The following is a 12,460-nucleotide window of genomic DNA, read 5'->3' as shown; positions in this document are numbered from 1 at the left end:
ATCCTCCCTGGCCGATGCCTAATACGACAACCCGACATAGTTTTCGGCCAGCGTGGTCTGTGCCGCCTCGCTGCCGGCCAGATAGGCCAGGTCGGCGCGTTGCATCTTCAGGTCGAACGCGGTCTGAGCCGGGAAGCGGTGCAACAGGTTGGTCATCCACCAGCTGAAGCGCTGGGTCTTCCAAGTGCGCGCCAGCGCGGTTTGCGAATAGGCCTTGAGCCCCGCATCGTCCCCGTCGCGGTAATGCCGGGTCAGCGCGTGATAGAGATACTGCACGTCACTGGCCGCCGTGTTCAGGCCCTTGGCCCCGGTGGGCGGCACGATATGCGCTGCATCCCCACACAGGAACATACGCCCCCAGTGCATCGGCTCGGACACGAACGATCGGAGCGGCGCGATATCGCGCCCGCTCAACGCGCCGCCGGGCAGGGCGTTGGCCACATCCGCGGGCAGGCGGCGCGCAAGTTCCTCCCAGATGCGCTCGTCCTCCCACTCCTCGGGGCTGTCCGAAAGCGGCACCTGCAAGTAATAACGCCCGCGTTCGCCGTCCTGTAGCGAACACAGGGCGAATCCCCGTTCCGACCCGGCATAGAGGAATTCCTCCACCACCGGCGGCGCGTCCGACGTCACCCCGAGCCAGCCGAAGGGAAAAGTCTGCTCGAAGGCCTGCGCCGTGTCGTCGGGTAGTTCCTTGCGGCAGGGGCCGTGGAACCCGTCGCACCCGGCGATGAAATCGCAATCCAGCCGGTTCATCTGCCCGCCGTGCAGGAAGGTCAGGTAAGGCTGGTCGCTGTCGATATCGTGCGGCTTCATGCCCGCGCATCCGTGCAGCGTGCTCAGCCCCATCGCATCGCGCGCCGCGTATAGGTCCTGCGTGACGCGCTCTTGTCCGTAGATCGTTACCGAACTGCCGGTCAGGGCCTTCAGGTCGATGCGAAAATCATGTCCGCCGCCCGCGATGCGGATGCCGTCATGCACCAGCCCGCCGTCTTCCAGCGGCGCGCCGACACCGGCCTCGTGCAGCAGGTCGGTCAGCCCGCGCTCCAGCACGGCGGCGCGGATGCGCGACAGCACGTCGTCGCGCTCGTAGCGCTCCAGAACGATGGTTTCGATTCCCTGCGTCTGCAACAACTGCGCCAGCAGCAGGCCCGCCGGCCCCCCGCCCACGATGGCTACCTGAGTGCGCATGACGTCCTCCTTTCGCCGCTTGGGTCGCCCCATAGGGTAAAGCAACGCCCCGCATGTCGTAAATGATCTGGCGCAAGACAGGCGGTGGCGCGGGATGATAAGGGGCACCGGCCTGCCGGGCAGGGCGGCAGCGCAACCGGTACGGCGCGATTGGCAGCGCCCCGAACGCCGCCTAATGTGGGGACATGACCGGGCGGAACAAGGACGATCCACACCATGCGCTCAACCAAAACCATCCATGTGATATCCGCCCATGCCGAGGGCGAGGTGGGCGATGTGATCGTCGGCGGAGTCCTGCCGCCGCCGGGCGACACCATATGGGAGCAAAGCCGCTGGATCGCCCGCGACCGGACCCTGCGCAATTTCGTCCTGAACGAACCGCGCGGCGGCGTCTTCCGCCATGTGAACCTGCTCGTGCCGCCCAAACACCCCGAGGCACAGGCCGCATGGATCATCATGGAACCCGAAGACACCCCGCCGATGTCGGGCTCCAACGCGATCTGCGTGGCCACGGTTCTTCTGGATGGCGGGCTGATCCCGATGCGCGAACCCGAAACCCACCTGACGATTGAGGCGCCCGGCGGGCTTGTCCGGGTGCGCGCCGAATGCCGCAATGGCAAGGCCGAGCGCATCTTCGTCACCAACGTTCCGTCCTTCGCCGCCAAACTCGACCAGACGCTCGAGGTCGCGGGGCTGGGCCGCCTGACTGTCGATACCGCCTATGGCGGTGACAGTTTCGTGATCGTCGATGCCGCCGCGCTGGGCCTGTCCCTGACAGCGGACGAGGCGCATGACATCGCCACCATGGGTGTGCGCATCACCAACGCGGCCAATGAACAGCTCGGCTTTGCCCACCCGGAAAATCCCGACTGGCGGCATATCTCGTTCTGCCTGTTCGCCGGGCCGCTGACCCAGGGCGAAAACGGGCTGGAAACCGGGGCCGCCGTGGCCATTCAGCCCGGCAAGGTCGATCGCTCGCCCACCGGCACGGCGCTGTCGGCGCGCATGGCGGTGTTGCAGGCCCGTGGCGTGATGAAAACCGGCGACCGGCTGAGCGCGCAGTCGCTGATCGGCTCCACCTTTTCCGGGCGCATTCTGGAGGAAACCACCGTGGGCGGCACCCCCGCCATCCGCCCCGAGATATCGGGGCGCGGCTGGATCACCGGCATTCACCAGCACATGCTCGACCCATCCGACCCATGGCCCGAAGGCTACAGGCTCAGCGATACATGGGGCGCGCGTTAACAAGGATTGCCCAATCCCCGACTTTGAAAAGCGAGTATGCCTCAGACGACCCCCGGATCGCCTGCGATCCGGGTCGCGCCCGACCCCGCCCCCCAGGGCGGGCGCGAATTACATCACTGTTTCAGCGAGGTATGGCGTTGGCGCTTCGACGCGACGCTGACGCGGATGTCACCGCGCCCACCCTCGGGGCCGCGCCCGACCCTGCCGTTGCTCTCTTTCGGTCAATGGCGTGCTCTTCAGGTTCATCGCTTCAGGCCGGTGGCTTATCCCCGATCCAGCCGGATATGCGCCATGATCTGCCCGTGGTCCGAGGCCAGCTTGTTATAGGGCGCTTCGGGGTGCGAGCCATCTGTCAGGTGATCGTTGAAGGCGCTGAAATAGGTCATCTCGCCGATCCGCCCCGGATGATCGGGGTGGAAATCGCGGCTCATGTAGATCTGGTCGATGGATTCGAACACCCCGCCGAAGGCCGAGGTATAAACCATGTCGCGCAGTGATTTGCGCACGAACAGACGCTCCGCCGAATGCAGGCGCACGCGCTCGACATCCTCGGTGATCTGCTCGTTTTCCTCTTCCGAATAGCGATCCTTGCCGCTTTCGGCGTCATGGCGCAGCATCCAGGCGTAATTCCTGAACGGCGTTTCGCCGGTCACGATTTCCGAACTCACCGCATGTTCGCCGTCGTTGAAATCGCCCAGCACCATCACCGGGTTGCCCTTGTGGATTTCCGCCACGATCTCGCGGCGCAGCACCCAGGCTTCGGCCATGCGGCGCAGGGCGGCGCGCAAACTGCCCATCGCACGTCCCACCGGGTCATAGCGCGTCAGGTCCTCCTCGGGGGCATAGGCCGCGCCATCGGGCCTGATATATTCGCCCAGCTTGGATTTCAGGTGGCAGTTGAACACGGTGATCACCCGCCCGCCCACCGGAATGCGCGCCCTGAGGATCGGGCGCGACAGGCGACGGACCGTATACTGCCCCGCATCCTCGCGCGGCAACCCGCGCAGGGGCTGGAACGGAATGACCAGCGGTTCGTCCAGATCCTGTATGATCTCGGGCGGGCCGTCGAAGCCGAACCGCGACAGGATCGCCACGCCGGGCCGCCTCTCGCCGGGAATGCCCTGATCGGCGGCATTGGGCGCAAAGGCCAGCGCGGCGTCGTCATAGGGCTCGATCCTGAGCTTGCGGAAAATCACCTTGCGGTGATAGCGCTTTGACCGATCGGGCACCGTGGCCGCGTTCAATGCGGTCGCGCGCTGATTGGTTTCCCCGATCACCGCGCGCAGGGCGTCCTGCTCGAAAATTTCCTGAAACCCCACGATATCGGCATTCATCGACAAAAGCTGATCCGCCATCCAGTCCTCTTTCCACGCGTATTCCTCGGGCGTGTAGGTCTGGAAGCGGTAATATTCCCGGTCCGGGCCGATCAGGTTCTTGACGTTGAAACTGGCAATCGTGAACTCGGTCATGGGTCAGCTTTCAGGGTGTGGTTGCGGGCAGGATGACAAGCCTATCGTCATGCCCTGCCAACGCGGTGTCAATGAGTGGGACGATCGGGTTGTCTTCGATAACCCGCACCGCTCAGCCTCCGAACCTCTTTCCCGGATCGCCTGCGATCCGGGTCGCGCCCGACCCCGCCCCCAAGGGCGGGCGCGAAGGATACCAGCGTTCCATAAAACGTCGGCGTTGGCGCTTCGACGCGACGCCGGCGCGGATGTGACCGCGCCCACCCTCGGGGCCGGGCGCTCCCCTGCTGGTGCGCCCTTCACTCAACGGTGCAAATGTCAGGTGCACCGCTCACCCCCCGTCGCTTTGCAGGGCGCGGATGAACATGGGCGCATCGACATTCCCGCCCGAGATGGTGCAGATCACCGTATCGCCCTCGATCTGGTCGCGCCGGAACAGCGCGGCGGCCAGCGCCACAGCACCACCCGGTTCCGCCACCAGCTTGAGTCGCTCGAAGGCCAGCTTCATGGCGCGCAACGCCTCGTCCTCGCTCACGATCAGGCCGGGGCCGCACAGCCGCTTCATGATCGGAAAGGTCAACTGCCCCGGCTGCGGCGTCACGATGGCGTCGCATATCCCGCCCGAGGCGCGCGCATTGGACACGATCCGCCCCGCCGCCAGCGAGCGCGCGGCATCGTCGAACTCTTCCGGTTCGCAGGGGCGCGCACGCAGCCCCGGCGCCTCGGCCTCCAGCGCCAGCGCGATCCCCGAGGTCAGCCCGCCACCGCCGCAACAGATCAGCACATCGGCGCGCTCCACCCCTTCGGCGCGGGCCTGTTCGGCAATCTCCAGCCCGCAGGTGCCTTGCCCGGCGATCACCTGCGGCTCGTCATAGGGCCGGATCAGGGTCAGCCCGCGCTCGGCGGTCAGCCGGTCGCCGATCTTCTCGCGGTTTTCGCCGCCCACCCGGTCATACAGCACCACCTCGGCCCCGAGCGCACGGGTGTTGTCGATCTTCATCTGTGGCGCATCGGCGGGCATGATGATCACCGCAGGCACGCCGAATTCCCGCGCCGCCAGCGCCACGCCCTGCGCATGGTTGCCGCTGGAAAAGGCGATCACGCCGCGCGCCCGGACCTCCGGGTCCAGCGCCGACACCGCCGAGCGCCCGCCGCGATACTTGAAGCTGCCGGTATGTTGCAGGCATTCGGGCTTCACCAGCACCCGGCGGCCCGCGATCTCGTCCAGAAAGGGCGAGGACAACAGCGGCGTGCGCCGGGCATGGCCCTTCAGCCGCTCTGCCGCCGCGCGGATCATGGTAATGTCACTCATTGCGATACCTCCAGCAAGTCGCGGATCGCCTTCAGCGCCTCGGGCTCGTCCAGAAACGGCACATGGCCGCGGTCGGGCACCGTGGCGCAAATCAGCCCCGGATGCCGCTCCGCCATCCGCTCCACCGTTTCAGCGCTCAGCAGGTCCGAGTTTGCCCCCCGGATCACCGCCAGCGGCACCTCCTTCAGTGCATCGAACAACAGCCACAGGTCCGGGGCCTCGCCCACGCCCGCCTGACCGATCAGCGCATCGCGCAGTTTGGGATCGTATCGCAACGCCAGACCGCCGCCCGGCTGTTCCTCGAACATCGCCCCGGCCTGCGCGCGCCAGCGCGTCAACGGCACACCGGGAAACTGCGCCTCACTGACAGCCTTCAGCGCCTGTGCGGCCTCGTCCAGCGTCGGGGCATTGGGCGGCTTGCCGACATAGTCCATGATCCGCTCCAGCCCGTTGGGCGTGACCTCGGGGCCGATATCGTTCAGCACGACGCCTTGCAGCCTGTCGCCATGACCCGCCGCCAGCGCCATGGCAATCAGCCCCCCGCGCGAGGTGCCAAGGATCGTCACCCGGTCCAGCCCCAGATGATCCAGCAATTCGATCACGTCCTGTGCCTCGCGCAGGATCGAATAATTCATGAACTCTGGGTCATGATCCGATTGCCCCCGCCCGCGATAATCCAGCCGCAACAGGCGCAGATCCCCCAGATGCGGCGCGACGAAATCGAAATCGCGGGCATTGCGCGTCAGCCCCGCAAGGCACAGGACCGGACGGCCTGCGCCCTGATCCTCGTAATACAGGCTCAGCCCGTCGGATGTGGTGAAACGTGGCATGGTCTATCCCTCTGCAAGTGCCGGAATGCCGGTCAGGTCGCGCAACACGTGATGCGGGCGCGCGGGCAGGCGGTCCACCGGATCGCCCGCGCGATTGACCCAGGCCGTGGTGAACCCATAGCCCGCCGCCGCTGCGGCGTCCCAGCCGTTCGAGGACACGAACAACACCTCGTCCGGCGCGCAGCCGAACCGCTCGCCCACCAGATCGTAGACCACGCTGGCGGGCTTGAAGACGCCCACGCTTTCCACCGACAGCACATCGTCCAGCACATCGCCCACCCCGGCCGAGGCAACCGCCCCCTCCAGCATTGCGGGCGATCCGTTCGACAGGATCGCGGTGGCCTTGCCCTGCGCCTTCAGCGCATGCAGCATCTTCGGCACCTCGGGAAAAGCGGCCAGTTCCCAGTAAAGCTGCAACAGGCGCTCGCGCAGGTCCGGGTCGCCCTCCATCCCGCTGGCCTCCAGCGCCCAGTCCAGCCCGTCCTGCGTGACGGTCCAGAAATCGGTGTGCTGGCCCATCACCGCGCGCAGCCACGTATATTGCAGCTGTTTCTGCCGCCAGTGCTCGGCAATCTGCGGCCAGTGTTCGGCGAAACGCGCGCGCCCCGGTTCTTCGGCGGCGATCCGCGCGGCGGCGGCCACGTCGAACAGGGTTCCATAGGCGTCGAAAATACAGGTCGTGATCGGCATGATCCCCTCCGGCTGTCTGGCGTGACCCTTGCACGGATCGCCCCCCGCCGAAAGCCCCGTCGCGCGCCCGTGCGGGGCAGGGCGGCAGATGGTTTGCAATCGCGCGCGTGAATCACTACGTTTGGTCCCGATACGCATCAAGCACCCGCGCTGCGCGCGGCCTTGCAAACTCATCCCCCTTCAAAACAGATTGGAAAACGCATGACGCAAGTCAAAGAGGGCGATACCGTCCGCATTCACTATACCGGTACGCTGGCAGACGGCGCCACCTTCGACAGCAGCGAAGGCCGCGACCCGCTGGAATTCACCGTCGGCTCGGGCCAGATCATCCCCGGCCTCGACAAGGCGATGCCCGGCATGACCGTCGGCGACAGGAAAACCGTCGAGGTTCCCGCGGACGAAGCCTATGGCCAGCCCGATCCCAACGCCCAGCAGGCCGTGCCCCGCGCCGACATCCCCGCCGACATTCCGCTGGATCTGGGCACGCAATTGCAGGTGCAGACCCCGCAAGGCCAGGTGATGCCGGTGACGGTGGTCGAAGTGACCGAAGACCAGGTGACGCTCGACGCCAACCACCCGCTGGCCGGCAAGGACCTGACCTTCGCCATCGAACTGGTCGAAATCGCGTAAGCCATTACGCTTTCGCAAGCGATGTTCAAGCGCGCGCCGGGGTTTCCCGCGCGCGCTTTTCTTTTGCGCCGCAGGCAGTAGGCTGGCCCGGTCAACCGCCGGAGCCTGCCCATGCCCACAGCCACCGAAAAGCTGCTTGCCCGTATCCGCGTTCTTCAGGACGAGCTGGAACAGGAATTCACCCGCCGCCGCGCCCAGTTTCGCTATCGGCTGGAAAATGACCGCGTGGTGTTCGAATCCGAGATTCGCCGCCATCACCGCGAATTTCGCGTGCGCCTTGGCACATTCCTGCGCCAGACGCGGCCGATGGTGGTTCTGACCGCCCCGGTGATCTACAGCCTGATCCTGCCCTTCGTGCTGCTCGATCTGTTCGTCACGCTCTATCAGCGCATCTGTTTTCCCGTCTACGGGATCGCACGGGTGAAGCGCGCCGATTTCATCCGCATCGACCGCCACCACCTGGCCTATCTCAACGGGCTGCAAAAGCTGAACTGCATCTATTGCGGCTATTGCAACGGGCTGATCGGCTATGTTCAGGAGGTCGCGGGCCGGACCGAGGCCTATTGGTGCCCCATCAAACACGCCGCCCGCGTCGGGGCGCATCACGCCTATTACGCGCAATTCGTCGATTACGGCGATGCCGAAGGCTTCGGCGCGGGGTTGCAAGCCTCGCGCAAGCAGATCACGCAGGCCGGGTTGTCGGGAATATCGCCGCCAGAGTGACCCCCGTAGGGTGCGCATTCATGCGCACCGCCCCGCGCGTTCAATTCTTTAACCGATCTCCAGCAAAACCGCCCCGGTGCGTCCCGGCGTCATTACCGCCTCATGCGCTTCGGCGCAGTCGGCCAGCGCATAGCGCGCACCGATTTCCGGGCGCAACGCGCCGTCTTGCAGGGTCTTGTGCAATGTCGCAATGGCGGCGTCCCGCGCGGCGTCGGGCAGGATGTAGATCAGCGTGATGTCGATTTTCAGCGCCTTGAACAGATAGGCGCCAAAGGGCAGGGTCGGGGCCATCTGCTTGCCCGATCCGTAGACCGCAATCGTTCCCAGAGGGGCCACGATCTCGGGCAGGACCGCGATGTTTTCGCCGAATTCCACCTCGACCGCCCGATCGACACCGCGCCCGCCGGTGATCTCCATGATCCGGGCCGTCAGGTCGGGATCGCGATACTCCAGCACATGATCGGCCCCCGCGGCGCGCACCCGCGCCTCCGCCCCTTTCGAGCAGGTGGCGATCACCGTCGCGCCGCCCCACCGGGCCAGTTGCACCGCAATATGCCCCACCGCGCCCGCACCGCCGGAAATCAACAGGGTCTGCCCGGCCACGTCGCCCCCGCCAAACACCGTCTGGCAGGCGGTCAGCCCCGGAATACCGAGGACCGCGCCGGTGGCAAGGTCCACGCCGTCCGGCAGGGGCACGGCCTGCGCCTGGGGCAGGGCGATATATTCGGCGGCGGTGCCACAGGCGCGCTGCCATTGCCCGTTCCAGATCCAGACCCGTTCGCCGATACGGGCGGCATCCACCCCCGCGCCGACGGCTTCGATCACGCCCGCGCCATCGGAATGGGGGACGATCTGCGGGAAGGGCGGTTTTGTCACACCGGGGCGAATTCCGGCGCGGGCCTTGGCGTCGGACGGGTTCACGCCCGACCATGCCAGCCGCACCAGAACCTCGCCCGCGGCGGGGGCGGGCGGCTCGATCCGGGTCAGGGTCAGGACATCTGAGGCCGGGCCGAACCGGTCATAGGCTATCGCGCGCATGGGCACTTCCTTTGTCGGGGATGGTCGGGGCCGCGCCGCGTGTCAGGCCCCCTGAATGGCGCGGCACATGGCCTCAGCCCTTGCGGCGCAGGCGGATCACCACATCCACGGATGCGATCTCGGCCCCCTCGGGCGCTTCGGGCAGGCGGGTGATTTCCAGCTCCTCGGCGGGGGCGTCGCTCAGCCGGTTCTCGTCTTCCCAGAAGAAATGCGGGTGATCGTGGGTGTTGGTGTCGAAATAGCTTTTCGATCCGTCGACCGTCACTTCCTGAATCAGCCCGGCCTCGCAAAAGGCGCGCAGCGTGTTGTAAACCGTGGCCAGCGATACGCTGTCGCCGCGCTTGTGCGCCTCGGCGAACAGGCTTTCGGCGGTGACGTGGCGATGCTGCCCGTCTCCCACCAGCATTTCGGCCAGAGCGACACGCTGACGGGTCGGGCGCAGCCCGGCCCTGGTCAGCCAGTCGGTTTCTCGGTTTTGTCCGTGCGCGTGCATTTTGGCCTCAATTCAGGTGCTACCTGCTAATATAGTGTGCAGAGGCACATGATTTCAAACAAATTTCATATTGCCGCTCCGGCGCGGGCGCGGTCCGACATGCTTGCAAGGGGGTTTGGGGGGGTGATACAGGGTTGCCAACCAGTTTTGAATATTCACGAAAGGGGCCGCCTGCATGGCCGACTATCCAAGCAGTTTCGACCGCGACGACCTGCTGAAATGCGCACGGGGCGAATTGTTCGGCCCCGGCAACGCTCAACTTCCCGAACCGCCGATGCTGATGATGGACCGCATCACCGACATTTCCGGCGATGGCGGCCCGCACGGCAAGGGCCATGTGGTGGCCGAGTTCGACATCACCCCCGACCTGTGGTTTTTCAAATGCCACTTTCCCGGCAACCCGATCATGCCGGGCTGCCTGGGGCTCGACGGGCTGTGGCAACTGACCGGCTTCAACCTGGGCTGGCGCGGCTGGCAGGGGCGCGGCTATGCGCTCGGTGTCGGCGAGGTCAAGCTGACCGGCATGGTCCGCCCCGACCGCAAGATGCTGACCTATTACGTGGATTTCACGAAAGCCGTGCAAACTCGGCGCCTCACCATGGGCGTGGCCGACGGACGTGTCGAGGCCGATGGAGAATTGATCTATCAGGTCAAGGACATGAAGGTCGCGCTGTCGGAAAGCTGAAGCCAAACGGGAAAGCAAGGAGTGCGCAACATGCGTCGCGTCGTCGTCACAGGTCTGGGGGTCGTCTCCAGCATTGGCAATTCCGCCGAAGAGGTTCTTGCGTCGCTCAGGGCCGGGACATCCGGTATCACGGGCTGTGAGGAAATGAAGGAGCACGGCTTCCGCTCGCAGGTGGCCGGAACGCTCAGGATCGACGTGGCCGAGCATGTCGACAAACGCACCCTGCGCTTCATGGGGCCGGGCGCGGCCTATGCCCATATCGCCATGGGGCAGGCCATCGCCGATGCGGGGCTCGAGGAGAGCGATGTCGTCAATCCGCGCACCGGGCTTGTCGCCGGGTCGGGCGGGCCGTCCACCTCGGCCATGCTGGCCGCGCACCAGACGGTGCTGGAAAAGGGCAGCCCGAAACGCATCGGGCCTTTCGCCGTGCCCAAATGCATGTCGTCCACGATTTCGGCCAACCTCAGCACGGCCTACAGGATCAAGGGCATCAACTATTCGATCACCTCGGCCTGTTCGACCTCGCTGCACTGCATCGGCAACGCCGCCGAGCAGATCATGATGGGCAAGCAGGACGTGATGTTCGCCGGCGGCGGCGAGGAACTGGACTGGACCCTGTCCTGCCTGTTCGACGCGATGGGCGCGATGTCCAGCAAATTTAACGACACCCCCGACAAGGCCAGCCGCGCTTTCGACGCCAACCGCGACGGGTTCGTGATTTCCGGCGGCGGCGGCATCGTCGTGCTGGAAGAGCTGGATCACGCGCTGGCCCGCGGTGCGAAAATCTATGCCGAGGTGACCGGCTATGCCGCCACCTCCGACGGGCACGACATGGTCGCGCCCTCGGGCGAGGGCGGCGAGCGCGCCATGCGCCTCGCGCTGTCCACGCTGCCCGAGGATCGCAAGGTCGGCTACATCAACGCGCATGGCACCTCGACGCCCGTGGGCGACGTGGGCGAGGTCGAGGCCGTGCGCCGCATCTTCGGCGAGGGTAACACCCCGCCGATCAGTTCCACCAAGTCGATGACCGGCCACAGCCAGGGCGCCACCGGCGCGCAAGAGGCGATCTATTGCCTGCTGGCGCTGGACAACGATTTCATCATCCCGTCGATCAATGTCGAAACGCTGGACCCGGCCATTCGCGACGGCGAAATCGCCACCGCCCGCGTCGACAATGCCGGGCTGGATACGGTGATGACCAACAGCTTTGGTTTTGGCGGCACCAACGGATCAATGCTACTCAGCAAATACCATGGATAAATTGACATGAGCAATTCGATGCAAGGCAAGCGTGGCCTGATCATGGGGGTGGCCAATGACCGCTCCATCGCGTGGGGCATCGCCAAGGCGATGCACGAGGCCGGGGCCGAACTGGCCTTTACCTATCAGGGTGACGCCTTCGGCAAGCGGGTTCAGCCGCTGGCCGAAAGCCTTGGCTCGAAACTGTTGCTGGATGTCGACGTGACGGACGACGACTCGCTTGATGCGGCCTTCGCGCAACTGGCGCAAACCTGGCCGACGATTGATTTCCTGGTGCACGCCATCGCCTATTCCGACAAATCGGAACTGACCGGGCGGTTCATCAATACCAGCCGCAAGAACTTCAAGCACAGCCTTGAAATCTCTGCCTATTCCTTCATCGACGTGGCGCGCCGCGCCTATCCGATGATGAAGGAAAACGGGGGCACGCTGCTGACGATGACCTATCAGGGCTCGAACAAGGTTGTGCCGAACTACAACGTGATGGGCGTGGCCAAGGCGGCGCTGGAATCGGCCACGCGCTATCTGGCCAACGATCTGGGCCCCGACGGTATCCGCGTGAACGCCATTTCGCCCGGTCCGATGAAAACCCTTGCCGGGGCGGCCATCGGCGGTGCGCGCAAGACCTACAAGCATACCGATGTCAACGCGCCGCTGCGCTCGAACGCGACACTGGAATCGATCGGCGGCACGGCGGTGTACCTGGCCTCCGATGCCGGGGCCTTCACCTCGGGCGAGGTGATCCATGTCGATGGCGGCTATCACGTTCTGGGCATGCCGCAGGCCGAAAACCTCTAGGGTCCTGACCCTAGGCGGCGTCTGCATTTAGGGGATTCCCAAATCAGCCTCCGTTTGATTCAAGATCAAAAACGGGAGGCGATCTTGAGCAGACGGACTTTG

At 65.4% G+C, this 12,460-nt stretch carries 13 protein-coding genes; 6 read left to right on the top strand and 7 right to left on the bottom strand.

The window, feature by feature from the left end; all coding sequences use genetic code 11:
• Positions 1-18 precede the first annotated feature (18 nt).
• The gene (gene pobA, locus BUB53_RS19715) at positions 19-1,188 is read right to left on the bottom strand and encodes a 4-hydroxybenzoate 3-monooxygenase (RefSeq protein ID WP_073037388.1); all 1,170 of its coding nucleotides are present in this window, start codon (positions 1,186-1,188) and stop codon (positions 19-21) included.
• 216 nt (positions 1,189-1,404) lie between these two features.
• Here pobA and BUB53_RS19710 point away from each other — a divergent pair, with 216 nt between their 5' ends.
• On the top strand, positions 1,405-2,433 hold the full coding sequence (locus BUB53_RS19710; protein WP_073037386.1) for a trans-3-hydroxy-L-proline dehydratase: 1,029 nt from the start codon (positions 1,405-1,407) through the stop codon (positions 2,431-2,433).
• A 263-nt stretch (positions 2,434-2,696) separates the two neighbouring features.
• Here the strand turns inward: BUB53_RS19710 and BUB53_RS19705 are convergent, their stop codons facing one another.
• The 4 genes from BUB53_RS19705 to BUB53_RS19690 form a co-directional block, all read right to left on the bottom strand.
• Positions 2,697-3,902, bottom strand: a complete 1,206-nt coding sequence (locus BUB53_RS19705; protein WP_073037384.1) for an endonuclease/exonuclease/phosphatase family protein — start codon at positions 3,900-3,902, stop codon at positions 2,697-2,699.
• A gap of 328 nt (positions 3,903-4,230) precedes the next feature.
• Positions 4,231-5,211: a threonine ammonia-lyase gene (locus BUB53_RS19700; RefSeq protein ID WP_073037382.1), complete on the bottom strand. Its 981-nt coding sequence runs from the start codon at positions 5,209-5,211 to the stop codon at positions 4,231-4,233.
• Positions 5,208-6,041, bottom strand: a complete 834-nt coding sequence (locus BUB53_RS19695) for an alpha/beta fold hydrolase (RefSeq protein WP_073037380.1) — start codon at positions 6,039-6,041, stop codon at positions 5,208-5,210. The genes BUB53_RS19700 and BUB53_RS19695 overlap by 4 nt, the downstream gene beginning before the upstream one ends.
• Before the next feature lie 3 nt (positions 6,042-6,044).
• Entirely contained in the window at positions 6,045-6,731 is a 687-nt protein-coding gene (locus BUB53_RS19690) for a haloacid dehalogenase type II (RefSeq protein ID WP_073037379.1), read from the bottom strand.
• Between the two features lie 201 nt (positions 6,732-6,932).
• Between BUB53_RS19690 and BUB53_RS19685 the strand changes: the two genes are divergently transcribed.
• Together BUB53_RS19685 and BUB53_RS19680 are read left to right on the top strand one after the other, a co-directional pair.
• On the top strand, positions 6,933-7,361 hold the full coding sequence (locus tag BUB53_RS19685) for an FKBP-type peptidyl-prolyl cis-trans isomerase (RefSeq protein ID WP_073037378.1): 429 nt from the start codon (positions 6,933-6,935) through the stop codon (positions 7,359-7,361).
• A 111-nt stretch (positions 7,362-7,472) separates the two neighbouring features.
• Entirely contained in the window at positions 7,473-8,084 is a 612-nt protein-coding gene (locus BUB53_RS19680; RefSeq protein WP_073037377.1) for a hypothetical protein, read from the top strand.
• Positions 8,085-8,132: 48 nt separating this feature from the next.
• Here the strand turns inward: BUB53_RS19680 and BUB53_RS19675 are convergent, their stop codons facing one another.
• Both BUB53_RS19675 and irrA read right to left on the bottom strand, forming a co-directional pair.
• Positions 8,133-9,122 (bottom strand): NADPH:quinone reductase, encoded by a 990-nt coding sequence (locus BUB53_RS19675; RefSeq protein WP_073037376.1) that lies wholly within the window; start codon positions 9,120-9,122, stop codon positions 8,133-8,135.
• Between the two features lie 73 nt (positions 9,123-9,195).
• Positions 9,196-9,615, bottom strand: a complete 420-nt coding sequence (gene irrA / locus BUB53_RS19670; protein ID WP_073037375.1) for an iron response transcriptional regulator IrrA — start codon at positions 9,613-9,615, stop codon at positions 9,196-9,198.
• A gap of 175 nt (positions 9,616-9,790) precedes the next feature.
• On the opposite strand from irrA, the gene fabA reads away from it, so the two are divergent.
• From fabA to BUB53_RS19655, 3 genes are read left to right on the top strand one after another with little or no spacing between them, the layout of a single operon-like run.
• On the top strand, positions 9,791-10,300 hold the full coding sequence (gene fabA, locus BUB53_RS19665) for a bifunctional 3-hydroxydecanoyl-ACP dehydratase/trans-2-decenoyl-ACP isomerase (RefSeq protein ID WP_073037373.1): 510 nt from the start codon (positions 9,791-9,793) through the stop codon (positions 10,298-10,300).
• Between the two features lie 30 nt (positions 10,301-10,330).
• Complete coding sequence (gene fabB / locus BUB53_RS19660) at positions 10,331-11,560, top strand: beta-ketoacyl-ACP synthase I (protein ID WP_073037371.1); 1,230 nt, start codon at positions 10,331-10,333, stop codon at positions 11,558-11,560.
• Between the two features lie 6 nt (positions 11,561-11,566).
• Positions 11,567-12,358 carry an enoyl-ACP reductase FabI gene (locus BUB53_RS19655; RefSeq protein ID WP_073037369.1) on the top strand — a complete coding sequence of 264 codons (792 nt, stop codon included), beginning with the start codon at positions 11,567-11,569 and terminating at the stop codon, positions 12,356-12,358.
• Positions 12,359-12,460: the final 102 nt, after the last annotated feature.

The sequence above is a fragment of the Roseovarius pacificus genome (genome assembly GCF_900142665.1).
GTDB lineage: Bacteria > Pseudomonadota > Alphaproteobacteria > Rhodobacterales > Rhodobacteraceae > Roseovarius > Roseovarius pacificus.
Note: the sequence above shows the minus strand (reverse complement) of the source record. Positions and strands in the feature narration are given on the sequence as shown.